The sequence below is a fragment of the Streptomyces tendae genome (assembly GCF_014650435.1).
GTDB classification, from domain to species: Bacteria; Actinomycetota; Actinomycetes; order Streptomycetales; family Streptomycetaceae; genus Streptomyces; species Streptomyces tendae.
Genome location: NZ_BMUY01000005.1, coordinates 171,047 through 195,592, shown reverse-complemented (window position 1 = coordinate 195,592; position 24,546 = coordinate 171,047). Strand labels below are relative to the sequence as shown.

Here is a 24,546-nt window from a genome sequence, read left to right as displayed (position 1 = left end):
CCCGGGCCATGCGGCGCGCACGCGAGCGCAAGGGTGTACGCGGGGGCATCCCGGGGGAGCGCACGCCCCCTCGCCGCCGAGGACCGTCGCCGCCGGCCGGTGACGGGGACGGGAGTGCACCGGCATTTGGTTTACAGGTAAAACACTTGTTAAGGTAAATTCCATGAGCAGTGCGACCCCCACCTCCGGCACCTCACCGGTCCGCCGGCTTTCCCTGACAGGCGTGCTGCGCCTGCGACGACCCTCCGAGATCTGGTTCAAGCCCGCCCTCAGTTCGGTCGCCGCCGTCGCCCCTCCCAACCTGCTCCTGCTGGCGCTCGGCCGGCTCGACCTGGCGATGTACACGATGGCCGGGTCCCTGTGCGCGCTCTACGCCCACAACCGCCCCTACGCCGCCCGCGCCCGCACCCTGGCGTGGGTGGTGCTCGGCATGATCGGCGGCCTCGCCGTCGCCCTGGTCACCGCCTCGCTCACCCGCGACGCCGTCGTCCTCGTCACCGTCGGCGCGCTGCTGGCCGCCGTGCAGAAGGCCCTGTGCGACGCCACCCGGGTCGGCCCGCCGGGCAACGTGGTCCTGACCTTCATCAGCTCCGCCGCCCTCTTCGTCCCGCAGAGCCTCGGCCAGATCCCCGGGCACCTGGCGCTGGCCGCAGCCGCGGGTGTCTGGGCCTGGCTCGTCGGCATGGCGCCCGCCCCGGTCCGCCCGCACGGCCCGGAGCGCCGGGCCACCGCCCAGGCCCTGAACGCCGCCGCCGCGTACGCCGCCGCCCACGGCACCGGCGCGGACGAGGACCACGCCCCCGCGCGCGCCGCGGGATACGCCGCCGTACAGGCCGCCTGGCAGACACTGCTCGCCCTGCCGACCACGGGCGCCCGCGCCGCCACCCGGCACGCCCTGGAACGCCTCGTCGTCCGTGCCGAGGTCGCGCTCGCCGCCCCCGCCGACACCGACCCGGAGCGGCTGCGCACCTGGGCCCGCGCCCTGCGCGGCGCCGGCCGGATCCCCCGCACCGGCGACGCCCCGGCGGACACCGACGAACTCCTCGGCGTGGACGCCGAACTCGCCGCCCGCCCCGCGCCCCTGTGGCGGCGGCTCGGCCCCCTGGCCCCGATCGCCGCCCGCACCGCCCTCGGCTGCGCGCTGGCCGGGTACGCCTCCCTGGCCCTCGGCATCGGCCGGCCCTACTGGGCGCTGGTCACCGCCGCCGCGCTCTACCAGGCCAACCTGACCCTGACCTGGAGCCGGGCCGTGCAGCGAGTGGTCGGCAACCTCGCGGGAGTGCTGCTCTTCGCCGCCATAGCCCCGCTCGCGCACCTCGGGCAGGCGCTGCTCGTCCTGTGCTGCCTCGCCCTCAACTTCGGCGCCGAGGCCCTCATCACCCGCAACTACTGGCTCGGCAGCGTCTGCGTCACCCCGATGGCCCTGCTGGTCACCGAGTTCGCCGGCTACCAGGCCACCGGCGACCTGATGACCGAGCGGGCCGTGGACACCGTCGTCGGCGCCCTGGTCGGCTTCCTCGCCGCCGTCGTCGTCACCAACCGGCGCGCCGGGAACCGCGTCGAACAGGCGGTGACCGCGGCCGACCGCGCCCGGGAGCGCGCCGCGCGCCTCCTCGCCGAGCCCGCCCCCGCTCCCGGTGCGCTGGAGTCCGCCCGCCGGGGTCTGGCCGTCGCGCTGACGGACCTGCGGGCCACCGCCGACGGGGCGGCGGGTGAATGGTGGGGGCGCGCACTGCCCCAGGAGAGGGTCGTGCTCGCCGAGCGGTCCGGACACCGTACGCTCGCCGAGGCGGTGCGACGCCAGGCAGTGCGTCCGGACCGGGGCGCGGGCACGAGAACGGAGGACGTACGGCCATGACCGCAACCGACGGGGGAGCGAGCGACGGGGGAGCCGGTGCCGGGTCCGGAGACGGCAGTACGGGGCCGGGCGACGGCAGTACGGGGCCGGGCGGCGACACCGTGGCGGCGGTCGTACGGCAGTGGCGCGCCGTCCGTCCGGACCTCGACACCGGGCCGATGGAGATCATCGGCCGCATCAACCGCTGTGCCGCCCTCCTCCAGCAGGCCGAGGACGCCCCGCTGCGCCGGGCGGGTCTCAGTCGGGCCGAGTTCGACCTGCTCGGCGCGCTGCGCCGCACCGGGCACGAGCTGACCCCCGGTGACCTGGCCCGGGAGACCTTCTCCTCCGGCGCCGCCGTGACCAAGCGCCTCAAGCAGCTCACCGAGCGCGGCCTGGTCGAGCGGCGCGGCGACACCCGCGACCGCCGGGTCGCCCACGTCCGCCTGACGGACGCCGGACGCGACCTCGTCGACGGCATCCTGCCCGAACAGCTCGCCTACGAATCGGCCGTCCTGTCCGGCGTGGACGCGCCCCGGCAGGGCGAGCTGGCGGCGCTGCTCGGCGGCCTGCTGGGCCAGCTGGAGGGCCGCCTGGACGCGCTGCGGGCCTGAGGCGCCCCGTGGGGCGGCGTGCCGCGCGCGGGGCGAGTCGGCGGCGCTGCTCGGCGGCTTGCCGGGACAACGGGGGGCGGCCCTGCCGCACGCAGGGCGCGTCAGCGTTCGTCGCCGGCCCGGTACACGCCGAACATCGCGCCCTGCGGGTCCCGCAGCACCGCGATGCGCGGCCCGTCGGGCACGGAGGTCGGTTCCATGAGCACGGTGCCGCCGCCGTCGGTCGTGTCGACCGCGACGGTGTTCACGTCCGCCACCGCGAAGTACGGCAGCCAGTGCGCCGGCACCTCGTGCGGGAACTTCTCGTCCATCGTCACCATGCCGCCGAAGTCCGCCCCGTCGATCCCCCACTGGGGATAGCGGTCCGAGGCGCCGACGCTCCAGCCGAACACCGTCGTGTAGAAGTCGGCGGCCCGGTCGGGCTCCCGGGTCAGCAGCTCCACCCAGCCCAGCGAGCCGGGCGCGTTGAACAACCCGGCACCGGTGAACGAGTTCCCCTGCCACAACTGGAACACCGCCCCGGTCGGATCTGAGGCAACCGCGAACCGGCCCGCGTCGAAGACGTCGGTGGGCCCCTGGAGGGCCACTCCGCCGGCCGCGGTCACCTGCCGTACGGCCGCGTCGGCGTCGCGCACGGCGAACGACACGTTCCAGGCGACCGGCTGCCCCTGCTGGTACAGCGGCGTCAGGGCCGCGACCGCCGCGCCGTCGATCCTGGCGATCGTGTAGCCGCCCGCCTGCTGCCGCGGGTCCGTCTCGGGATACCAGCCGAACAGCTTGGTGTAGAACCGCTTGGCCGTTTCGAGGTCGGTGGTCCCCAGCTCCGCCCAGCAGGGCCCGCCGGTCACCGGTTCGTGGAGCTTCATCGTGGTGGCGTCCTTCCGCCGGGGCCGTGGGCCGTCCGCCCCCCTCCGTCCCTCTTCAGCACGCTAAGGCCCGGCCGGGGCCGCGGCCATCCGGCACGTACGCCCCCGGTCGCGGTACCGACCCCGAGGCTCAGATCCCGGGCCGGTAGCGCAGCGGATGCTCCGCGGGCACCTCCACCAGCACGATCCGAGTGCCGTCCGGATCCGTGATCCACATCTCGACCAGCCCCCACGGCTCCTCGACCGGCGGCCGCACGATCTCGACGCCCTTGGCGCGCAGTTCCTCGTGGGCGGCCGCCGCGTTCTCGACCTGGATCCACAGGGCCAGCCCGGGGGTGAGGGGAGCCTCGGAGCGGCCGGAGACCTCCAGGAAGCCGTTGCCGAGGAAGTAGACGGTGCCCCGCTCGGGACCCGTGCCGAACTCCCGGTGGACGGCGAGACCGAGCTGCTCTCCGTAGAACGCGCGGGAGCGGTCGGGGTCGGTGGGGCGGAGCAGGGTCCGGCTGCTGAGTACGTGCACCATGCGTCCCGACCCTAATGGCGGCCTGCAACGGCGTTACGCTCATCGGTGCCCGCGCCGCGCCCAGAACGAACCGGAGACGCCCCATGGACACCGCCGACAGCCCGCTGACCTACCGCGACGCCACCGACGCCGACGTGGACGCGCTCGTGGCGCTCATAGAGTCCGCGTACCGGGGCGACGCGAGCCGGGCCGGGTGGACCACCGAGGCGGACATCCTCGAGGGGCAGCGCACCGACCCGCAGGGCGTGCTGGAGGTCGTCAAGGCGCCGGACAGCCGGCTGCTGACGGTGGAGCGGGACGGCCGGATCGTGGCCTGCTGCCAGCTGGAGCACCGCGAGGCCCACGCCTACTTCGGAATGTTCGCCGTCAGCCCGGCGCTCCAGGGCGCGGGACTCGGCAAGGCGATCATCGCGGAGGCGGAGCGGCAGGCCCGCGCGACGTGGGGCGTCACGGAGATGCACATGACCGTGATCTCCGTGCGCGAGGACCTCATCGCCTGGTACGAGCGCCGCGGCTACCGCCGTACGGGAAAGACGACCCCCTTCCCGTACGGCGACGAGCGCTTCGGCATCCCGCAGCGCGACGACCTCCGGTTCGAGCTGCTGGTCAAGCCGCTGGTGTGACGCGCCGCGGTGGTCACTGACGCCGCTCAGGCCGTGAAGCGCCCGGTGCGCTTGATCTCCGGGTAGTCGGTCGTCGCGCCGTCCAGGCCGAGGGCGCGCACCAGCCGCAGGTGGTCCTGGGTGTTCACGGTCCAGCAGAAGACCCGCAGACCCGCCTTGCGGGCCTTCTGCACGATCTCCAGCGTGACCCTGTTGATGTCCAGACACAGGGTCCGGGCGCCCGCCGCCACCGCGCGGTCCACGACCTCGGGGCCGTAGTACTGCGCCACCAGCGCGGTCCGCACCCCCGGCACGAGCCGGGCGATCTCGACGATGGCCTCGTCGTGGAAGGAGATCACCTCCACCCGGTCCACCAGGTCCCGGCGGAGCATCACCTCGGCCAGGACCCGTGCGGCCGCCGCGTCCTTGATCTCGGCCTGCAACGGCACCGAGACGGCGTCCAGCGCCTCCTCGAAGACCGGGACCCGCTCCCCGCGCCCGGCGTCCAGCGCCCGCAGCTCCTCGAGGGTCTTGTCGGCGATCGCACCGGTGCCGTCGGTGGTGCGGTCCACGTCCGCGTCGTGCATGACCACGAGCGCGCCGTCCTTGCTCAGGTGCAGGTCCAGTTCGACGACGTCGAGGCCGGCCTGCTCGGCGGCGACGAAGGAACGCAGGGTGTTCTCGGGTTCGACACCCATCGCTCCGCGGTGACCGATGGTGAGGAAGTTCAAGGCTCGACTCGCTTCCGTCGACGTCGGCGTGGGCAGGGCGGCAGCCTAACGGCCCTGCCGGACCGTTTCCCCCCTGCCGCGCCGGGTATACGAATCCGGCGCTCGACAGGAAAAAATGCGGCTGAGCCCGGGGTGAGGCAGGATAATTTACGGAGCCTCCCCTTGATAGGAGAAACGTCCTATGGCTACGGTGTCCTGACGCAAGCTTCTCCCGTGGAGGATGGGACATGACGGAAATTCTTGTGCAGGTGGGTGCGGAGGAGAACGTTCCTCCGGCGAGCAGGGTGGTGGAGCACCCGGCGTGGCCCGTGCTCAAGGATGCCGTGGAGCGGATCCGGCCATGGCAGTCCAAGGACGGGTCGATCGACTTCGACGCCGAGGGCGCCCCCGAGCGGGCCGCCGCCGAGGACGCCGTACGCAGCGTCACCGAGGCCGTGCGCGAGCTCTCCCCGCTGCTGCCGCACGACCGCGCCTACCACGAGGCCCTGGTGACCGACCTCGCCCGCTGGGCCGACGGCGGCTTCGGGGTGCCCGACTTCCTCGACTCCCTGCTGGCCTTCCAGCCCGCCGCGAACCGCGCGGACGGCCTCCAGCACCTGGTCGTCTTCCCGATGTACACGCAGAACGGCAACCCGGACCGCAACCTCGAAGCGGTCGTGCTGCGCATGGTCTGGCCCGACTGGCTGGCCGAACTGGAGCGCACCCGCTACGACAACCCGCTGTTCTGCGGCATCACCTTCGAGGACTTCACGGCCGGCTACGACACCAACTCGGCCGTCCTCTTCCCGGAGACCATCGCCGTGCGCGAGGCCCCCGAGCGCTTCTCCTGGGGCGGCATCTTCTGCGACCGCGAGGCCGCCCGCTTCCGCCGCGTCACCGACGCCGCCGTGGACCTGCTGGGTCTGGAGCTGCCCGAGGACGTCGCCGCCATGGTCGACGACCAGAAGCGCTGCGAAGAGGCGTTCGTGCTGTGGGACATGGTCCACGACCGCACCCACAGCCACGGCGACCTGCCCTTCGACCCGTTCATGATCAAGCAGCGCCAGCCGTTCTGGATGTACGGCCTGGAGGAGCTGCGCTGCGACCTCACCGCCTTCAAGGAGGCGGTGAAGCTGGCGGACGACGGTGTCCCGCAGGCCCGCGACGTGCAGTACGCGGTGCTCTTCGACCGCATGTTCCGCTTCCCGGTGACCGGCGAGCGGGTGCGCAACTACGACGGCCTCGGCGGCCAGCTCCTCTTCGCCTACCTGCACAAGCACGACGTCGTCCGCTGGACCGACAACAAGCTCTCCATCGACTGGCAGCGCGCCCCGCAGGTCACCAACCAGCTGTGCGCCGAGATCGAGAAGCTCTACCGCGACGGCATCGACCGCCCGAAGATCGTCCACTGGTTCGCCGGCTACGAGCTGGTCTCCACCTACCTGTCCCCGCACCCGGGCTCGAAGTGGGCCAAGGGCCCCGACGCCCTGGACCTGACCCTCCCGCCGCGCAAACTCGTCGACGACGTGCTTCCGGACGAGTTTCCGCTGAGCATGTTCTACGAGGCCCTGTCCAAGAAGCTCAAGAAGGTGATCGCCTCGACCCGGGGTATCACCGCGGCGGCGGACGGCGCCGAGCGAGCCGCCGCGTGAGCGACGGCGGCAACGGGCAGGAACACGCACGGCAGGCACAGGCTCAGCAGGCTCGGGAGGCGAGGACCATGGGGAACGGGGCGCTCGACGGCGCGGTGATCGCGGTGGCCGGTGCGGGCGGACCCGCCGGACGGGCCGCGCTGCTGCGGCTCGCCGAGGCGGGTGCGACCGTCGTCGGTGCGGACAACGACCCGGAGCGGCTCGCGGAGGCGGTGGACGCGGCGCGCTACGCGCACGGCGGCGCCACCGTCACCGGCGAGACGGTCGACCTGCTCGACCTGGACTCCACCCGGGCCTGGGCCGACCGCACCGAGCAGGAGTTCGGCCACGTCGACGGCATGGTCCACCTCGTGGGCGGCTGGCGCGGCAGCAAGAGCTTCACCAAGACCGAACTCGGCGACTGGGACCTCCTGGAGAAGCTGCTCATCCGCACCGTGCAGCACACCTCCCTCGCCTTCCACGAGGCGCTCCAGCGCAGCGACCGCGGCCGCTACGTCCTGATCAGCGCCGCGGGAGCCTCCAGCCCCACCGCGGGCAACGCCGCCTACTCGGCCGCCAAGGCCGCCGCCGAGGCGTGGACCCTGGCCATGGCGGACTACTTCCGCAAGGCGGGGGGCGAACAGGGGCCGACGTCGGCGGCTGCGATCCTGGTGGTCAAGGCGTTGGTGCACGACGCGATGCGCGCCGAGCGCCCCAACGCGAAGTTCGCGGGCTTCACGGACGTGCGTGACCTCGCCGAGGCCGTCGCCGGTGTCTGGGACAAGCCCGCCGCGGAAGTGAACGGAAACCGTCTGTGGCTGACCGAGAAGCCGTGAACCCCCCGAAGACCGACGCGCGTCGCCATCACGACCCCGAGGTCCGCGGTTTCGCCAGTGACAACTACGCCGGGGCCCACCCGGAGGTGCTCGCCGCCCTGGCGCTGGCCAACGGCGGACACCAGGTCGCGTACGGCGAGGACGACTACACCGAGAACCTGCAGCGGGTGATCCGCAGCCACTTCGGTTCCACCGCCGAGGCGTTCCCGGTCTTCAACGGCACCGGCGCCAACGTCGTCGCGCTCCAGGCGGTCACCGACCGCTGGGGCGCGGTCATCTGCGCCGAGAGCGCACACATCAACGTCGACGAGGGCGGTGCCCCCGAGCGCATGGGCGGCCTCAAGCTGCTCACCGTCCCCACCCCCGACGGCAAGCTCACGCCCGAGCTGATCGACCGCCAGGCGTACGGCTGGGACGACGAGCACCGGGCGATGCCGCAGGTCGTCTCGATCACCCAGAGCACCGAGCTGGGCACCCTCTACACGCCCGACGAGATCCGCGCCGTCTGCGAGCACGCCCACGCGCACGGCATGAAGGTGCACCTGGACGGCTCCCGGATAGCCAACGCCGCCGCCTCGCTGGACGTGCCCATGCGCACGTTCACCAACGCGGTCGGCGTCGACCTGCTCTCCCTCGGCGGCACCAAGAACGGCGCGCTGTTCGGCGAGGCGGTCGTGGTCCTGAACCAGGACGCCGTGCGCCACATGAAGCATCTGCGCAAGCTGTCCATGCAGCTGGCCTCCAAGATGCGCTTCGTGTCCGTGCAGCTGGAGGCGCTGCTGGCCAAGGACCTGTGGCTGCGCAACGCCCGGCACTCCAACGAGATGGCCCAGCGCCTGGCCGAGGGCGTGCGCGCCGTGCACGGCGTGGAGATCCTCTATCCGGTGCAGGCCAACGCCGTCTTCGCCCGGCTGCCGCACGACGTGAGCGAGCGCCTGCAGAAGCGGTTCCGCTTCTACTTCTGGGACGAGGCCGCCGGCGACGTGCGCTGGATGTGCGCCTTCGACACCACCGAGGACGACGTCGACGCGTTCGTGGCCGCCCTCAAGGAGGAGACGGCGCGCTGACGAGCCCTCACACGACTATGCATAGGTATGCGGTCACCTGAAAAGTCATTGACTGGCGGGTGATCGCTTTCCTATGCTCTGCGGGCATGGAGCTGATCCAGAAAACCCCTGACCTGTCCGCCTATCTGGCTGCCGACGACGCCATCGACCACGATCATCCGCAGGTGCGGGAGGTGGCGGGCCGGTTGGCGAAGGAGGCAGAGGACTCGTATGCCTATGCGCGACTGGCCTTCGAGTTCGTGCGCGACACCATCCCGCACTCACAGGACTCGGGGGACCCGCGCGTCACCTGGCGTGCCTCCGACGTCCTGGCGCGGCGCACCGGCATCTGCTACGCCAAGGCCCATGCGCTGGCCGCGCTGCTGCGGGCCGAGGACATTCCCACCGCGCTCTGCTACCAGCGGCTGGACGTGGTGCACGGCCTGGTCGCCGTACGGCTCGACGGCGCCTGGCACCGGCAGGATCCGCGCGGGAACAAGCCCGGCGTGAACGCGCAGTTCTCCCTGGGCGGGGAGCGACTGGCCTTCACGCCGGACCACGCCGCGGGCGAGGCGGACTACCCGGAGCTGTACGCGGCGCCGCACCCGGTGGTGCTGGACGTCCTCAAGGCGGCCACGGACCGCCCGCACCTGTGGCAGACTCTTCCGGCCGCGCTCTGAGGCGCCCGGCTCAGTGCGCCTGGGCGGTGCGCAGCTGCTCGGGCGTCGGTGCCGTGCCGCCGAGGTGGGCCGGCATCCACCAGGTGTCGTCGGCGCCCTTGGGGCGTACCGGGTAGGCGCGCTGTGCGGCCTCCAGCAGCTCCTGCACCCGCTCGCGCAGCCGCCGGGTGATGGCACCCGCGTACTGCTCCCGCGAGGCTTCCATGGCCTCGCCCACCCGGATGGTGATCGGAGTGTGGCTTCGCTTGAAGTTGCGCGGGTGGCCCTTGGTCCACAGGCGCTGGGTGCCCCACAGGGCCATGGGGACCAGCGGGACGCCGGCCTCCTGCGCGAGCCGGGCGGCGCCCGACTTGAAGCTCTTGAGGGTGAAGGACTCGGAGATCGTCGCCTCGGGGAAGACCCCGACGATCTCGCCCGACTTCAGCGAGTCCAGGGCGTGCGCGTAGGCCGCCTCGCCCTGCTTGCGGTCGACCGGGATGTGCTTCATCCCGCGCATCAGCGGACCGGAGATCCGGTGCCGGAAGACGGACTCCTTCGCCATGAAGCGCACCAGCCGCTTCTGCGGCAGCGCGGCCAGGCCGTCGAAGATGAAGTCCAGATAGCTGATGTGGTTGCTCACCAGGACGGCGCCGCCCGTGCGCGGGATGTTTTCCGACCCACGGCAGTCGATCTTGAGGTCCCACACCTTGAACATGGTGCGGGCGAGACCGATGACCGGACGGTAGACGATTTCTGCCATGGGCGGGTCGGACCCTTCCTTGTCAGCCTGGGAAGGGGAACTCCCAGTCGAAAGTTACGCAGCCGTAGGTTTGCGGCTTGTCGCAGATCGTGCCCCAAGAACGGCCGGTGTACCAGCCTTGGTGCCCGTGTGCGGCGAGATCCTCATCACTTGCCCGGTCCGAGTGTGGCCGAAATGCGGCGGCGGGCGGGAATCTCCGACGCTGTGCGAGTGCTGCACCTTCGGAGGACCGGACCGGTGGCGCGCGGGGCACGCGCGCCCGAGAGTGCCGCGGTGGCGGCGGAAGGGGGCGCGCCGGTGCGCGGCCAGGACGACGACAGGCGGGCGGCGGCCCCCGCCCCACGGCTCGACGCGGCCGACCTCGGTGCGGAACTCGGCGCCCGCGCCACGCTCGTACAGTTCTCCAGCGCCTTCTGCGCGCCCTGCCGGGCCACCCGGCGGGTACTGGGCGAGGTGGCGGACCTGGTTCCCGGCGTCGCCCACGTCGAGATCGACGCCGAGGGCCATCTGCAACTCGTCCGCGCCCTCGACGTCCTCAGGACCCCCACCGTGCTGGTGCTGGACGCCGACGGCCGTGTCGTGCGGCGTGCCGTCGGGCAGCCGCGCAAGTCGGACGTGATCGCCGCGCTGGGTGAGGCGGTGTGACAAGCGCCACGCCAGTGCTGAGGTCTTCTCCACAGCCGCCGCATCCCGGGACGTAATTGACTGTGTGTGCCACCCGTCGTCAGCCTGCCCCCATGCCCCGGTCGCCGTTCCCGGGATCGAGGCGCAACGCAGAAGGACCACCCCGTATGACGGTCACACCCGACCGCACCGCACCGCTGCCCGCCGCCGACGATCTGCTGCGGTCCGTCTTCCGGCGGCACGCGGCGGGTGTCGCCGTGATCACCGCGCGGGGGCGGCGCGGACCGGTCGGTTTCACAGCCACGTCCCTCACCTCCGTCTCCGCCCGCCCGCCGCTGCTCTCCTTCGGTATCGGCACCGGCTCCTCCAGCTGGCCGGCGGTGTCCGAGGCGGAGCACGTCGGCGTCCATGTGCTCGGCGAGCACCAGGAGGAGCTGGCGGCCACCTTCGCCCGCAGCGGCGCCGACCGCTTCGCGGCACCCACCGTGTGGCGGGAGGGGCCCGAGGGTGTGCCCGTGCTGGACGGCGTGCTCGCCTGGCTCGTGTGCCGCGTGGTCGGCCGGGTGCCCGCCGGGGACCACCGGATCGTGCTGGCCGAGGTACTCCTCGGCGACCCCGCGGGAACCGGCGCGCCGCTCCTGTACCACCAGGGGCGTTACCGGGGTCTGCGCGACTGACCGGTCGGCGGGACACCTTCTGCGCAGGCGTCGAGTTCCGGTTACGCTGCGTTGCGAAGGTCACAGTTCAAAGCGCTTGCTTAGCGGGCAGGAACTGGGTGTACTGACGAGTAATATTCCGGGCGGAGCGCAGGTCGCCCCGACCGGGATCGGCCGCTTGGGGCGCCTATGCTGCCTGCAAGAGGCAGCACTGGAAATGTCGACGCAGTAGGAGAGCCGGCGTGAGCTTGAGGATCGTTGTCACTGTGAAGTACGTGCCCGACGCCACTGGCGACCGGCACTTCGCCGATGACCTGACCGTCGACCGGGACGACGTGGACGGTCTGCTCTCCGAGCTGGACGAGTACGCGGTCGAGCAGGCGCTGCAGATCTCCGAGAACTCCGACGACGACGTCGAGGTCACCGTCCTGACCGTGGGCCCCGAGGACGCCAAGGACGCCCTGCGCAAGGCGCTGTCCATGGGCGCGGACAAGGCGATCCACGTCGAGGACGACGACCTGCACGGCACCGACGCCATCGGCACCTCCCTGGTCCTGGCCAAGGCCGTCGAGAAGGCCGGGTACGACCTGGTCGTCTCCGGCATGGCCTCCACCGACGGCACCATGGGCGTCGTCCCGGCGCTGCTCGCGGAGCGCCTGGGCGTGCCGCAGGTGACGCTGCTGTCCGAGGTCTCGGTCGAGGACGGCGTCGTGAAGGGCCGCCGTGACGGCGACTCGGCCACGGAGCAGCTGGAGGCATCGCTGCCGGCGGTCGTGTCGGTCACCGACCAGTCGGGCGAGGCGCGTTACCCCTCCTTCAAGGGCATCATGGCGGCCAAGAAGAAGCCGGTGGAGTCCTGGGACCTCTCCGACCTCGACATCGACGAGGACGAGGTCGGCCTGGAGAACGCCTACACGGTCGTGGAGTCGGCCGCCGAGCGTCCGGCGCGCACCGCGGGCACGATCGTCAAGGACGAGGGCGAGGGCGGCAAGCAGCTCGCCGAGTTCCTCGCGGGTCAGAAGTTCATCTGAGCCCCGCCGCCCCTACCGCCCCTCATCTTTCGCAAGCAGGAGAGAAGAAGTCCCATGGCTGAAGTTCTCGTCTACGTCGATCACGTGGACGGTGCCGTCCGCAAGCCGACCCTGGAGCTGCTGACCCTGGCCCGCCGCGTCGGCGAGCCCGTCGCCGTCGCGCTGGGCAACGGTGCCGGTGACACCGCCGCCGCACTCGCCGAGCACGGCGCCGTGAAGGTCCTGACCCACGAGGCCGCCGAGTACGGCGACTACCTGGTCGTGCCGAAGGTCGACGCCCTCCAGGCCGCCGTCGCCGCCGTGTCCCCGGCCGCCGTGCTGGTCCCGTCCTCCGCCGAGGGCAAGGAGATCGCCGCCCGCCTGGCGCTGCGTCTCGGATCGGGCATCATCACCGACGCCGTCGACCTGGAGGCCGGCGACGAGGGCCCGGTGGCCACCCAGTCGGTGTTCGCCGCCGCCTTCACCACCAAGTCCCGCGTCTCCAAGGGCACCCCGGTCATCACGGTCAAGCCGAACTCGGCCGCCGTCGAGGCCGCCCCGGCCGCCGGCGCCGTCGAGGCCCTGTCGGTCACCTTCTCCGCCGCCGCCACCGGCACCAAGGTCACCTCGCGCACGCCGCGCGAGTCGACCGGCCGCCCGGAGCTGACCGAGGCCGCGATCGTCGTCTCCGGCGGCCGCGGCGTCAACGGCGCGGAGAACTTCGCGATCATCGAGGCGCTCGCCGACTCGCTCGGTGCGGCTGTCGGTGCCTCGCGCGCCGCGGTGGACGCGGGCTGGTACCCGCACACCAACCAGGTCGGCCAGACCGGCAAGTCCGTCTCGCCGCAGCTGTACATCGCCTCCGGCATCTCGGGCGCGATCCAGCACCGCGCGGGCATGCAGACCTCGAAGACGATCGTGGCGATCAACAAGGACGCCGAGGCCCCGATCTTCGAGCTGGTCGACTACGGCGTGGTCGGCGACCTCTTCGACGTCGTCCCGCAGCTCACCGAGGAAGTCAAGACCCGCAAGGGCTGAACCTCCTCGCCGCACCGCACACCGAGGCCCCCGGTGACGTCCACGGACGTCGCGGGGGCCTCGGCGTGCGCGCAGGATGGTGTTGACCGGCGAAGACTCGCCAGATAACTTCACTCTACGGATAACTGATTCCGGTCAGCGGAAAAATGAACATCAGGAGGGTGTCGAATGGGTCAGCAGGAGAAGGTGGCAACGAGCCTCGCGGGCGCCGTCGGCGAGGAGATCAGTGCCTCCCTCGCACCGGTCGACGCGGAGCTGGAGCGCCGCTACCCCGGAGACCCGGGCACCCGCCAGCCCGTCCACACCGTCTACGTCCCCGGTGACGTCTTCGCCGCCGACACGATCCGCTCCTGGGGCGACAAGGCCCTCGCCGCGCTCGACGAACACGCCCCGGACGCCGCCTCCTTCGCCGCCGTCCTCGGTCTCGCCGACGACCTCGCCGAGCCCGTGTACACCCGCGTACGCGCCAAACTGGAGCGCGAGCCGATCGAAGACCTGCGCGTCGACTTCGAGGACGGCTACGGCAACCGTACGGACGCCGAGGAGGACGAGGCCGCCGCCCGCGCCGCCCGCCTGGTCGCCGAGGCGTACGAGCAGGGCACCGCCGCCCCGTACATGGGCATCCGCATGAAGTGCATGGAGGCACCGGTGCGCGCCCGGGGCATCCGCACCCTCGACGTCTTCCTCAGCGGACTGATGGAGGCCGGCGGGCTGCCCGACGGGCTGGTCCTCACCCTGCCCAAGGTGACCTACCCCGAGCAGGTCACCGCCATGGTGCGGCTCCTGGAGGCCTTCGAGAAGGCGCGCGGCCTCACGCCCGGCCGGATCGGCTTCGAGATCCAGATCGAGACCAGCCAGTCCATCCTCGCCGCCGACGGCACCGCCACCGTCGCCCGCATGATCCAGGCCGCCGAGGGCCGCGCCACCGGCCTGCACTACGGCACCTTCGACTACAGCGCCTGCCTCGGCGTCTCCGCCGCCCACCAGGCCAGCGACCACCCGGCCGCCGACCACGCCAAGGCGGTCATGCAGGTCGCCGCCGCCGGCACCGGCGTACGGGTCTCGGACGGCTCGACCAACGTCCTGCCGGTCGGCCCCACCGCGCAGGTCCACGACGCCTGGCGGCTGCACTACGGCCTCACCCGCCGTGCGCTGGCCCGCGCCTACTACCAGGGCTGGGACATGCACCCCGGCCACATCCCGACCCGGTACGCGGCCGTCTTCGCCTTCTACCGCGAGGGCTTCGAGCAGGCCGCCGCCCGCCTCGCCCGCTACGCCAACCGCACCGGCGGCGACGTCATGGACGAACCCGCCACCGCCAAGGCCCTCAGCGGCTATCTGCTGCGCGGCCTGGACTGCGGCGCCCTCGACATCGGCGAGGTCGCCCGGCTGACCGGCCTCACCCGAGCCGACCTGGAGGGCTTCTCCGGCCCGCGGCGCGGCGACCTCACGGCATCGGCGCAGTAGGGTCCGCCGACGGCGTCCGGCCCCCGGCGAAGGGATCCTCCGGCCCGGAGCCCACGTACCGCTCCAGGCCGGACGCCGTCACCCGCTCCTCCTCGGCGAACAGCCGCGTCCCCCGGTCGCACAGCCGCCGGTCGGCCCGCGCCCTGGCGCAGAACTCCTCGGGCGTCGCCCCGAACAGCTCCCGCAGCGCAGCAGACCCGTGCAGCAACTCGGTGATCAGGGGCCGCTGCGCCCCCGGATGCCGCCGCGGCGCACCGGTGCCGTCGTGCAGCACGCCGTGGCGGTTGACGTACGCGTACGCGCCGCGCAGCACCGAGCCGTCGCCCGGCTCGACGCGGACGTCGGGCGCGGGCAGCCAGACGCGGTCGAAGTTGCCGCCCGCCATCGGCACGCCCTCGCTCGCGTCGATCACCGCGAGCTGCTCGGCGTCGAGCCACAGCACGAACAGCTCCCGTACGGTGCCGGGGGCGCCCACCGGCGAGGCGGACACGTAGCCCATGCGGCTCACGTGCGCGGAGACGCCGATGTCCAGTCCCGTGACCCGCGACCTGACCATCGGGATCGGCGAGTCGATGCCGAACTCGGCCATCTTGTGCCGCAGCTGACCGGGGCTCGCGTTGGAGCCGATCGCCAGCACCGGGACCCGGCCGTCCTCCTCGTCGTACACCGGCCGGTCCAGCGGCAGCAGCCGGTCCCCGTCCAGCAGCCCGGACTCCCGGGGCCACGCGCCCGGGTACAGCAACGGCTCCTCGCGCGGCACCCCGGCCAGCCCGAGCGCCCGCAGCGTCCGGTCCTCGCCGGGAGGTTTCGACACGGCGTGATGCTCCTCGTGGCTGTGGCTGTGGCTGTGGCTGTGGCTGTGGTGTGGCTGTGCGGTCAGTCCGACGGCGGCAGTTCGCCCGAGCCCCGGGTGACCAGCCTGGTCGGCAGTTCGATGCGGTCGGGAGCGAGCAGAGTGCCGTCCAACTGCCTGAAGAGCCGCTCGGCGGCGGTGCGGCCGAGGGCGGCCGCGTCCTGCGCGACCACGGTGACGCCCGGCCGGAGCAGGTCGGCCAGCTCGATGTCGTCGAAACCGACCAGGGCGACGCCACGGGTGTGCTCGGCCAGGACCCGGATCACGGTGACCGTCACCCGGTTGTTGCCGGTGAAGATCGCGGTGACCGGCTGCGGGTCGGCGAGCATCTCCTCGGCCGCCCGGCGCACCCGCACGGGATCGGTGACGCCCAGGGACATCCAGGAGTCCTCGACCGGTATGCCCGCGTCCTCCATCGCCGCCCGGTAGCCGCGCAACCGCTCGGCGGCGGTGTGGATGCGGGGCATGTCACCGATGAAGCCGATCCTGCGGTGCCCGTGCGCGATCAGGTGGGCCACCCCGTCGCGAGCACCGCCGAAGTTGTCGGAGACCACCACGTCCGCGTCGATCTGCCCCGCCGGACGGTCCACGAACACCGTGGCGACGCCCGCCTTCAGCTCGGGCTCCAGGTACCGGTGGTCGTCCCCGGCGGGGATCACGACGAGACCGTCCACGCGCCGTGCGCACAGTGCGAGGACCAGCTCCTGCTCGCGGTCCGGGTCCTCCGCGCTCGACCCGTTGATCAGCAGGGCGCCGTGCGCGCGGGCCACCTCCTCCACCGCGCGGCTGAGCGGCCCGTAGAACGGGTCGGCGAGGTCCTCCAGGACCAGGCCGATGCTCGCGGTGCGGCCCTTGCGCAGCACCCGCGCGCTGTCGTTGCGGCGGAAGCCCAGCGCGTCGATGGCCTCCTGGACGCGGCGCTCGGTCTCGGGAGTGACGCCGGGCTCTCCGTTGACCACCCGGGAGACGGTCTTGAGGCCGACCCCGGCCCGGGCGGCGACGTCCTTCATGGTCGGGCGATTGCCGTAACGGTTCCCGGGGAGGCGGTTTGCGCGGCGGGTCGTGTCGGGCACGATGCGGTGTCCTGTCCTGTCGTCCACGGGATTGCGTCGGCTCCTGCTGTCCGGGGGGATGTGTCGGTGATGGGCTTGTATGAGGATGTGGCGTCGAGCATAGAGCCTGGACAACGTTGTCAGATGCGGGAGACACTGTCCATCGCACTCTCCGGTCCTCGTCCCCCTCACGGGACCGGTCGCTGCGCGCTCGTGTTGTACGGCTTTTTCGCTTTCGGTCCGACGGGGAGATCCGACTCTGATGCACACCGACCTCGTGGCAGCGCTGGACATCGGCGGCACCAAGATCGCCGGCGCACTGGTGGACGGCCACGGCCGCATCCAGGCGCGCGCACAGCGTGCGACACCCGCCCGGGAGGACGGTGACACCGTGATGGGAGCCGTCGAGGCCGTCCTCGCGGAACTGACCGCTTCGCCGCTGTGGGGGCGGGCCACGGCGGTCGGAATCGGCAGCGCGGGCCCCGTGGACGCGTCGGCCGGCACGGTCAGCCCGGTGAACGTGCCCGGGTGGCGCGACTACCCGCTGGTCCGACGGGTCCGGGACGCCGTCGGCGCGCTGCCCGTGGAGCTGATCGGGGACGGGGTGGCCATCACGGCCGCCGAACACTGGCAGGGCGCCGCGCGTGGCCACGACAACGCGCTGTGCATGGTGGTCTCGACCGGCGTCGGCGGCGGTCTGGTGCTGGGCGGTCGGCTGCACCCCGGACCGACCGGCAATTCCGGCCACATCGGCCACATCAGCGTCGACCTGGACGGCGACCCCTGCCCGTGCGGCGCGCGCGGCTGCGTGGAGCGCATAGCGAGCGGTCCGAACATCGCCCGGCGCGCCCTCGACGCCGGCTGGCGGCCCGGCCCGGACGGCGACACCTCCGCCGCCGCGGTCGCCGCCGCCGCTCGCTCCGGCGACCCCGTCGCCGTCGCCTCCTTCGAACGGGCCGCCCAGGCGCTGGCCGCCGGTATCGCCGCCACCGCGACCCTCGTCGAGATCGACATCGCCGTGGTCGGCGGGGGAGTGGCCAAGGCGGGGGAGATCCTCTTCGCCCCCCTGCGCAAGGCCCTCACCGACTACGCGACGCTGTCCTTCGTCCAGCGCCTCGCGGTCGTGCCCGCCCAGATGGGCACGGACGCCGGGCTGGTCGGCGCGGCCGCGGCGGCGCTCTCGCGGACGGCCTCGGTGACCGCCGCGCACGTCTGAGCCCTGGGCAGCCGGTACGAAACGGTGGCTTCGGACGCTGTCGGTACGACTCGGTGTCCTCGGAGACTGCCGGTGCGAAGCGGTGTCCTCGGACACTGCCGGTACGAATCGGTGTCCCCGAAGGCTTCCCCGGTCGAGCCCGTGACCTCCCGCGCGGCGGCGTAGTTGAACGGGGCATGAAGAAGCGCAGCATGCTCGCCCTCGCATCCCTCGCCACCGGCTTCGTCGTCGCGGCTGTCACCCCGTCCCACGCCGCGCCGAGCGACCTCCCGCTCGGTATCGGGGTGGACGACACCGTCAGCACCCTGCAGGACACCGTCGCCACCGAGAGCCTGAGCCTCGACGACGACGCCCTGGGACAGCTGGGCTGACGCCCTCCGGCCGGGCCGACGCGCCCGGTGCGGACCACGTGGCGCCGACGCCCCCTAGGGGGCATCGGCGCCACTGTCATATGCCCTTTCTCCCCGCCTCCACGGGGCTGGGTTTCCGTGGCAGGGTGAAGCGGGCAAGCCACAGGGGGCCAACAGAAGAGGGGGACCTGTGACCGTCGTCTGGATCAACGGCGCGTTCGGTGCGGGGAAGACCACCACCGCACGGGAACTGATCGAACTGATCCCGAACAGCACGCTCTTCGACCCCGAGGTCATCGGCGGGGCGCTCGCGCACCTGCTGCCGCCCAAACGCCTGGCCGAGGTGGGCGACTTCCAGGACCTGCCGATCTGGCGCCGGCTGGTGATCGACACGGCGGCCGCGCTGCTCGCCGAGCTCGGCGGGACGCTCGTGGTCCCGATGACCCTGCTGCGCCAGGAGTACCGGGACGAGATCTTCGGCGGTCTCGCCGCCCGCCGGATCGAGGTCCGGCACGTCCTGCTGGCCCCGGCCGAAACGATCCTGCGGGAGCGAATAGCGAGCCGCGAGACACCGGACGACCTGCCGGACGGCGAGATGCGGGTACGGCAGTGGTCCTACGACCACATCGAGCCCTACCGCGCCGCCCTCGCCTCCTGGCTCACCGCCGACGCCCACCCCGTCGACACCGGCGCCCTCACCCCTTACGAAGCGGCCGTCCGGGTCGCCGAGGCCGTCGGCACGGGCGCCGTGCCTGCCTGCGAGATCGTGCAGACTCCGGAGCCCACCGGCGAGACCGTCGCCGCCGGCGTCCTGCTCTTCGACGAGCGGGACCGGGTCCTGCTCGTCGACCCCACCTATAAACCCGGCTGGGAGTTCCCCGGCGGCGTGGTCGAACCCGGCGAGGCACCGGCCCGCGCCGGCATGCGCGAGGTCACCGAGGAGACCGGGCTCAGCCTCGACGACGTACCGGCCCTGCTGGTCGTCGACTGGGAACCGCCGGCGCCCCCCGCCCACGGCGGTCTGCGGCTGCTCTTCGACGGCGGCCGGCTCGACACCGCGGCCGCCGACCGGGTGCTGCTGCCCGGATCCGAGCTGCGCGACTGGCGCTTCGCCACCGAGGACGAGGCCGCCGACCTACTGCCCCCGGTCCGCTACGAGCGGCTGCGCTGGGCGCTGCGGGCCCGGGAACGCGGCGCCGCGCACTATTTGGAGGCGGGCACACCGGTCGGCTGAGGCGGGGCCCCACCGGGTGGCGAGGCCCTGTGCCGGCAGAACGCGGGACGGGAGCGGACTCAGCTCGCCGCGTAGTTGCGCAGGAAGTGCGCCTCCGCCACCGACAGCCGCTCCAGCTCCTCGGGGGACACGCTCTCGTTCACGGCGTGGATCTGCGCCTCCGGCTCGCTCAGGCCGATCAGCAGGATCTCCGCCTCCGGGTAGAGGGAGGCCAGGGTGTTGCACAGCGGGATGGAGCCGCCCTGACCGGCGTACTGCATCTCCTCACCCGGGTACGCCACCGCCATCGCGTCCGCCATGGCCTGGTACGCCGGGCTCGTGGTGTCGGCGCGGAACGCCTGGCCCTGGCCGATCTGCTCGACGGCGACCCGCGCGCCCCACGGCGTACGCGTCTCCAGGTGGGCCCGGAGCAGCTTGGTGGCCTCGGCCGCGTCCACGCCCGGCGGCACCCTGAGGCTCACCAGCGCCCGCGCGCCCGCCTGCACCGACGGGGTGGCGCCGACGACCGGCGGGCAGTCGATGCCGAGCACCGTGACGGCCGGCCGCGCCCAGATCCGGTCGGCGACGGAACCGGAGCCGATCAGCTCCACGCCGTCCAGCACCCGCGCGTCCCGGCGGAACTGCTCCTCGTCGTAGGCCAGCCCCTCCCAGGCGCTGTCCGCCGCCAGACCGTCGACCGTCGTCGAGCCGTCCTCCGCGCGCAGCGAGTCCAGTACGCGGATCAGGGCGGCCAGCGCGTCGGGCGCCGCACCGCCGAACTGGCCGGAGTGCAGGTTGCCTTCGAGCGTGTCGACCTTCACGCGCAGCAGCGTCATGCCGCGCAGCGTGGAGGTGACCGTCGGCAGGCCGACCCGGAAGTTGCCCGCGTCGCCGATGACGATGGTGTCCGCGGCCAGCAGCTCGGGGTGTGCCTCGGCGTACCGCTCAAGGCCGCCCGTGCCCTGCTCCTCGGAACCCTCGGCGATGACCTTGACGTGCACCGGCACGCCGCCGTTCGCCTTCAGCGCGCGCAGCGCGAGCAGGTGCATCAGCACGCCGCCCTTGCAGTCCGCGGCGCCGCGCCCGTACCAGCGGCCGTCGCGCTCGGTCAGCTCGAACGGCGGAGTGGCCCAGCCCGCCTCGTCCAGCGGCGGCTGCACGTCGTAGTGGGCGTAGAGCAGCACCGTCTTCGCGCCCTCGGGCCCCGGCAGGTACCCGTACACCGACTGCGTGCCGTCCGGCGTGTCCAGCAGGGCCACGTCCTGGAAGCCCTCGGTGCGCAGGGCCGCCGCTATCCAGTTGGCGGCACCCTCGCTCTCAGTGCGCGGGAACTGGTCGAAGTCGGCCACCGACTTGAAGGCCACCAGCGCGGCCAGTTCCTCCTTCGCGCGGGGCATCAGCGAAGCGACGGTCTCGGCGACCGGATTCGACGACATGGGCACGCTCCTTGTGGGTGCGACGTTGTACCAAGGAGTACTTGGAATGACGGGCCGATCCTCCCACAGTGGCCTGCGGCGATGCCCGCCGTAGGATGCGGGGGTCAGGTGCGGCATGCGGTTTGATCGGAGCAGTAGACCATCGTGAGCAGCGAGAACTCTTCGGCGGACGACGCGCGTCAGGTCTGGGACGTGGTCGTGGTGGGCGCGGGACCGGCGGGGGCCTCGGCCGCCTACGCGGCGGCGGTCGCGGGGCGGCGCGTCCTGTTGCTGGAGAAGGCCGACCTGCCCCGCTACAAAACGTGCGGCGGCGGCATCATCGGCCCCTCGCGCGACACCCTCCCGCCCGGCTTCGAGCTGCCCTTCCAGGACCGTGTGCACGCGGTGACCTTCTCGAACAACGGGCGCTTCACCCGGACCCGGCGCTCCCGGCAGATGCTGTTCGGGCTGATCAACCGGCCCGAGTTCGACCTGCAGCTCGTCGAGCACGCCCAGAAGGCGGGCGCCGAGCTGCGCACCGGGGCGACCGTGACCCGGGTGGAGCAGCACGGCTCGGCGGTGCCGGACCGGCGCACGGTCGCCGTCGTCCTCCAGGGCGGCGAGACGGTGCTGGCCCGGGCCGTGGTCGGCGCGGACGGCAGCGCCAGCCGGATAGGCGCGCACGTCGGGGTGAAGCTCGACCAGGTCGACCTCGGCCTGGAGGCGGAGATCCCGGTGCCCGAGACGGTCGCCGAGGACTGGAAGGGCCGGGTGCTCATCGACTGGGGCCCGATCCCCGGCAGTTACGGCTGGGTCTTCCCCAAGGGCGACACACTCACGGTCGGGGTGATCTCGGCACGGGGCGAGGGCGCGGCGACCAAGCGGTACCTGGAGGACTTCGTCGCCCGGCTCGGGCTGGCCGGATTCGAACCCAGCATCTCCTCCGGCCACCTGACGCGCTGCCGCGCCGACGACTCGCCGCTCTCGCGCGGCCGGGTCCTGGTCTGCGGGGACGCGGCCGGGCTCCTGGAGCCGTGGACCCGCGAGGGCATCTCCTTCGCACTGCGCTCGGGGCGGCTCGCCGGGGAGTGGGCGGTGCGCATCTCCGAGGCCCACGACGCGGTGGACGCGCGCAAGCAGGCCCTGAACTACGCGTTCGCGATCAAGGCCGGCCTGGGCGTGGAGATGAGCGTCGGCAAGCGGATGCTGACGGTCTTCGAGCGCCGGCCGGGCCTCTTCCACGCGGCCCTGACCGGCTTCCGCCCGGCGTGGAAGGCGTTCAAGGACATCACGCAGGGCTCGACCTCGCTGGGCGAGCTGGTCCGCAGCCATCCGCTGGCCCAGCGGGCGCTGGGGGCGATGGACCGGCGACCCGCGCCGTCCGCGCAGTCCGAGCCGCCCGCGGGGGAGGAGACCGGCGTCTGACGCCGGTGTCCGGACAGTTCAACCGGGTCGTCGAGGACCGGGAGACGTTCTTCCACCATGCGCCCGACCGGCTCGCCCACTCGGTCGCCCCGGTGTTCCCCTGACGTCCGGTGGCGGGTGCGCGGTCGTGCGCGGGCGTACTTCGCCGGGAGTACGTGTGATCACCACGCGCGGGTGACGCCGTCCGCGGGGCCCGGCGTCTAGCGTGGCGGACATGGACGGACAGCGCGAGCGCGCGGGCCGGGCGCCGCAGTGGTGGCGGCACGGGCCCCCGTGGTGGAACCGGCGGGGCGACGAGGAGCAGCGCCCTCGGTGGCCCTGGCTTTCCACCGTGCTCATCACGGCGTTCGTGACGTTCGGCTCGAACTTCGCCGCCCACGCCCAGGAGGCGGAGCGGGCCGCTCTGGACCCCTTCGCCCGCACGCTGCTGTTCGTGACGGGGGCCGCCCTGCTGTGGCGGCAGCGGTATCCGGTGCCTGTCGTGTTCGGCACGGCGGTCACCACCCTGGTCTACCTGGGCGCCGGATACCCGTACGGCCCGGTGTTCGTCGCCGTCGCCGTGGCCTGCTTCAGCGCCGTCGTCGCCGGGCACCGCAAGGCGGCCTGGGCGGCGATGGGGGCGCTGTGGGCCGGGCACGCCCTGGTGGCGCACTGGCTCTACCGGTGGCTGCCGCCGTCCGGCGACTCGGCCGCGTCCTGGGGGCAGGAACTCGTGATCGCCACCTGGGTCGTGGCCATCGCGGCCCTCTCCGAGCTGGCCAGGGCCCGCCGCGAGCAGTGGGCGCGGGAGCGGGCCGAGCGGGCCCAGGCGGCGCGGCGGCGCGCGGACGAGGAGCGGCTGCGGATCGCCCGCGAGCTGCACGACGTACTCGCCCACAGCATCTCCGTCATCAACGTGCAGGCCGGCGTGGGACTGGCCCTCCTGGACACCGACCCGGAACAGGCCCGCACCGCCCTCAGCACCATCAAGGACCAGAGCAAGGAGGCGCTCGGCGAGGTGCGGCAGGTACTCGACACCCTGCGCACCCCGGGGGACGCGCCGCGCGCCCCGGCCCCCGGCCTCGACCGGCTCCCCGAACTGGTCGAGCAGGCGGCGAGCGCGGGTCTCACCGTCGAGGTGGAGGGGAAGCCGCCGCGGCTGTCGCCCGGCACCGACCTGGCCGCGTTCCGCATCGTGCAGGAGGCGCTCACCAACGTCGTACGGCACTCCGGTTCCCGGCACGCGCGTGTCCGACTCGACCGGGACGGGGGCACGCTGCTCCTGCGCGTCGACGACGACGGCCCCGCGACGGGCGCCGAGGCGGGCGGCAGCGGCAACGGGCTGGCCGGGATGCGGGAGCGCGCGGCGGCACTGGGTGGCACCATCGAGGCGGGCCCGCGTCCGGACGGCGGCTTCCGGGTGCTGGCGGCTCTGCCGATCGACGTGAAGAAGGCGGCCACGTGACACGTACGGCACAGTCGAAGGAGGACGACCGGTGATCCGCGTACTGCTCGCCGACGACCAGTCACTGGTCCGGGCCGGATTCCGCGCGCTGCTGGACGCGCAGTCGGACATCGAGGTGGTCGCCGAGGCCGCCGACGGCGAGGAGGCGGTGCGCTCGATCCGCGAACTGCGCCCCGACGTCGTCCTCATGGACATCCGCATGCCCCTGCTCGACGGCCTCGCCGCCACCCGCCGGATCACCGGCGACCCGGGGCTGCCCGACGTGAAGGTGGTCATGCTCACCACCTTCGAACTCGACGAGTACGTCTTCGAGGCGATCCGTTCCGGGGCGTCCGGCTTCCTGGTCAAGGACACCGAACCGGCGGAACTGCTGCGTGCCGTGCGGGCGGTGGTGGACGGTGACGCGCTGCTGTCGCCGGGGGTGACGCGCCGTTTGATCGCCGAGTTCGCGGCGCGTTCCAAGGAGCCCGCCGCGGCCGGCGAGATGGCCCGGCTGACCGAGCGGGAGCGCGAGGTGATGGCCCTGGTCGGCATCGGACTGTCCAACGAGGAGATCGCCCGCCGGCTGGTCGTCAGCCCGCTGACCGCCAAGACCCACGTCAGCCGCACCATGGTGAAGCTGGGCGCCCGCGACCGCGCCCAACTGGTCGTCCTCGCCTACGAGTCGGGTCTGGTGCGGCCGGGCTGGCTCGGCTGACG

The 24,546-nt window shown here is 72.7% G+C and carries 25 protein-coding genes; 18 read left to right on the top strand and 7 right to left on the bottom strand.

The features are described 5' to 3' along the window. The first annotated feature begins 163 nt into the window (after window positions 1–163). Window positions 164–1,858, top strand: a complete 1,695-nt coding sequence (locus IE258_RS15685; RefSeq protein WP_189743914.1) for an FUSC family protein — start codon at window positions 164–166, stop codon at window positions 1,856–1,858. Beyond that, window positions 1,855–2,451, top strand: coding sequence for a MarR family winged helix-turn-helix transcriptional regulator (locus tag IE258_RS15680; RefSeq protein ID WP_189743912.1), 597 nt, complete (start codon window positions 1,855–1,857; stop codon window positions 2,449–2,451). The genes IE258_RS15685 and IE258_RS15680 overlap by 4 nt, the downstream gene beginning before the upstream one ends. A 101-nt stretch (window positions 2,452–2,552) precedes the next feature. On the opposite strand, the gene IE258_RS15675 is transcribed toward IE258_RS15680, so the two are convergent. Both IE258_RS15675 and IE258_RS15670 read right to left on the bottom strand, forming a co-directional pair. After that, a complete protein-coding gene (locus tag IE258_RS15675) occupies window positions 2,553–3,317 on the bottom strand; it encodes a VOC family protein (protein ID WP_189743910.1) in 765 nt (254 codons plus the stop codon). Between the two features lie 130 nt (window positions 3,318–3,447). Beyond that, window positions 3,448–3,840: a VOC family protein gene (locus IE258_RS15670; protein ID WP_189743908.1), complete on the bottom strand. Its 393-nt coding sequence runs from the start codon at window positions 3,838–3,840 to the stop codon at window positions 3,448–3,450. Between the two features lie 83 nt (window positions 3,841–3,923). On the opposite strand from IE258_RS15670, the gene IE258_RS15665 reads away from it, so the two are divergent. Next, window positions 3,924–4,463 carry a GNAT family N-acetyltransferase gene (locus IE258_RS15665; protein WP_159324565.1) on the top strand — a complete coding sequence of 180 codons (540 nt, stop codon included), beginning with the start codon at window positions 3,924–3,926 and terminating at the stop codon, window positions 4,461–4,463. Between the two features lie 26 nt (window positions 4,464–4,489). Here IE258_RS15665 and IE258_RS15660 read toward each other — a convergent pair whose 3' ends face one another. Beyond that, window positions 4,490–5,173 carry a glycerophosphodiester phosphodiesterase gene (locus tag IE258_RS15660; protein WP_159324564.1) on the bottom strand — a complete coding sequence of 228 codons (684 nt, stop codon included), beginning with the start codon at window positions 5,171–5,173 and terminating at the stop codon, window positions 4,490–4,492. 227 nt (window positions 5,174–5,400) lie between these two features. On the opposite strand from IE258_RS15660, the gene IE258_RS15655 reads away from it, so the two are divergent. The 4 genes from IE258_RS15655 (at window position 5,401) to IE258_RS15640 (ending at window position 9,345) form a co-directional block, all read left to right on the top strand. Beyond that, window positions 5,401–6,804 (top strand): DUF6421 family protein, encoded by a 1,404-nt coding sequence (locus tag IE258_RS15655; RefSeq protein ID WP_189743906.1) that lies wholly within the window; start codon window positions 5,401–5,403, stop codon window positions 6,802–6,804. Between the two features lie 68 nt (window positions 6,805–6,872). Then, a complete protein-coding gene (locus IE258_RS15650) occupies window positions 6,873–7,619 on the top strand; it encodes an SDR family NAD(P)-dependent oxidoreductase (RefSeq protein ID WP_189743904.1) in 747 nt (248 codons plus the stop codon). Further along, the gene (locus tag IE258_RS15645) at window positions 7,616–8,686 is read left to right on the top strand and encodes a threonine aldolase family protein (protein WP_189743901.1); all 1,071 of its coding nucleotides are present in this window, start codon (window positions 7,616–7,618) and stop codon (window positions 8,684–8,686) included. Before IE258_RS15650 ends, IE258_RS15645 begins: the two co-directional genes overlap by 4 nt. An 86-nt stretch (window positions 8,687–8,772) precedes the next feature. Continuing rightward, entirely contained in the window at window positions 8,773–9,345 is a 573-nt protein-coding gene (locus tag IE258_RS15640) for a transglutaminase domain-containing protein (RefSeq protein WP_189743899.1), read from the top strand. Window positions 9,346–9,355: 10 nt separating this feature from the next. Here IE258_RS15640 and IE258_RS15635 read toward each other — a convergent pair whose 3' ends face one another. Further along, window positions 9,356–10,084 (bottom strand): lysophospholipid acyltransferase family protein, encoded by a 729-nt coding sequence (locus IE258_RS15635; RefSeq protein WP_189743897.1) that lies wholly within the window; start codon window positions 10,082–10,084, stop codon window positions 9,356–9,358. A 273-nt stretch (window positions 10,085–10,357) separates the two neighbouring features. On the opposite strand from IE258_RS15635, the gene IE258_RS15630 reads away from it, so the two are divergent. From IE258_RS15630 to IE258_RS15610, 5 genes are all read left to right on the top strand, one after another. After that, the gene (locus IE258_RS15630) at window positions 10,358–10,729 is read left to right on the top strand and encodes a TlpA family protein disulfide reductase (protein WP_373309757.1); all 372 of its coding nucleotides are present in this window, start codon (window positions 10,358–10,360) and stop codon (window positions 10,727–10,729) included. Window positions 10,730–10,875: 146 nt separating this feature from the next. Beyond that, window positions 10,876–11,385, top strand: coding sequence for a flavin reductase family protein (locus IE258_RS15625; RefSeq protein ID WP_189743895.1), 510 nt, complete (start codon window positions 10,876–10,878; stop codon window positions 11,383–11,385). Window positions 11,386–11,606: 221 nt separating this feature from the next. Then, window positions 11,607–12,395: an electron transfer flavoprotein subunit beta/FixA family protein gene (locus IE258_RS15620; protein WP_189743893.1), complete on the top strand. Its 789-nt coding sequence runs from the start codon at window positions 11,607–11,609 to the stop codon at window positions 12,393–12,395. A gap of 54 nt (window positions 12,396–12,449) precedes the next feature. Then, on the top strand, window positions 12,450–13,412 hold the full coding sequence (locus IE258_RS15615; protein ID WP_189743891.1) for an electron transfer flavoprotein subunit alpha/FixB family protein: 963 nt from the start codon (window positions 12,450–12,452) through the stop codon (window positions 13,410–13,412). A gap of 168 nt (window positions 13,413–13,580) precedes the next feature. Then, a complete protein-coding gene (locus tag IE258_RS15610) occupies window positions 13,581–14,879 on the top strand; it encodes a DUF6986 family protein (RefSeq protein ID WP_189743889.1) in 1,299 nt (432 codons plus the stop codon). Here the strand turns inward: IE258_RS15610 and IE258_RS15605 are convergent. Beyond that, the gene (locus tag IE258_RS15605) at window positions 14,860–15,693 is read right to left on the bottom strand and encodes a hypothetical protein (protein WP_189743887.1); all 834 of its coding nucleotides are present in this window, start codon (window positions 15,691–15,693) and stop codon (window positions 14,860–14,862) included. The two genes, IE258_RS15610 and IE258_RS15605, sit on opposite strands and share 20 nt — an antisense overlap. Window positions 15,694–15,755: 62 nt before the next feature. Continuing rightward, window positions 15,756–16,832 carry a LacI family DNA-binding transcriptional regulator gene (locus IE258_RS15600; protein WP_189743884.1) on the bottom strand — a complete coding sequence of 359 codons (1,077 nt, stop codon included), beginning with the start codon at window positions 16,830–16,832 and terminating at the stop codon, window positions 15,756–15,758. A 214-nt stretch (window positions 16,833–17,046) separates the two neighbouring features. On the opposite strand from IE258_RS15600, the gene IE258_RS15595 reads away from it, so the two are divergent. The 3 genes from IE258_RS15595 (at window position 17,047) to IE258_RS15585 (ending at window position 19,584) form a co-directional block, all read left to right on the top strand. Then, on the top strand, window positions 17,047–18,000 hold the full coding sequence (locus IE258_RS15595; protein ID WP_189743882.1) for an ROK family protein: 954 nt from the start codon (window positions 17,047–17,049) through the stop codon (window positions 17,998–18,000). Between the two features lie 176 nt (window positions 18,001–18,176). Beyond that, the gene (locus IE258_RS15590) at window positions 18,177–18,371 is read left to right on the top strand and encodes a hypothetical protein (RefSeq protein WP_189743880.1); all 195 of its coding nucleotides are present in this window, start codon (window positions 18,177–18,179) and stop codon (window positions 18,369–18,371) included. 169 nt (window positions 18,372–18,540) lie between these two features. Next, the gene (locus tag IE258_RS15585) at window positions 18,541–19,584 is read left to right on the top strand and encodes an NUDIX hydrolase (protein WP_189743878.1); all 1,044 of its coding nucleotides are present in this window, start codon (window positions 18,541–18,543) and stop codon (window positions 19,582–19,584) included. Between the two features lie 59 nt (window positions 19,585–19,643). Here IE258_RS15585 and IE258_RS15580 read toward each other — a convergent pair whose 3' ends face one another. Beyond that, window positions 19,644–20,999 (bottom strand): dipeptidase, encoded by a 1,356-nt coding sequence (locus IE258_RS15580; RefSeq protein ID WP_189743876.1) that lies wholly within the window; start codon window positions 20,997–20,999, stop codon window positions 19,644–19,646. A 144-nt stretch (window positions 21,000–21,143) separates the two neighbouring features. On the opposite strand from IE258_RS15580, the gene IE258_RS15575 reads away from it, so the two are divergent. From IE258_RS15575 to IE258_RS15565, 3 genes are all read left to right on the top strand, one after another. Continuing rightward, a complete protein-coding gene (locus IE258_RS15575) occupies window positions 21,144–22,403 on the top strand; it encodes a geranylgeranyl reductase family protein (RefSeq protein ID WP_189743874.1) in 1,260 nt (419 codons plus the stop codon). A gap of 214 nt (window positions 22,404–22,617) precedes the next feature. Next, a complete protein-coding gene (locus IE258_RS15570) occupies window positions 22,618–23,847 on the top strand; it encodes a sensor histidine kinase (RefSeq protein ID WP_189743873.1) in 1,230 nt (409 codons plus the stop codon). Between the two features lie 31 nt (window positions 23,848–23,878). Then, window positions 23,879–24,544: a response regulator transcription factor gene (locus tag IE258_RS15565; protein WP_127892258.1), complete on the top strand. Its 666-nt coding sequence runs from the start codon at window positions 23,879–23,881 to the stop codon at window positions 24,542–24,544. Window positions 24,545–24,546: the final 2 nt, after the last annotated feature.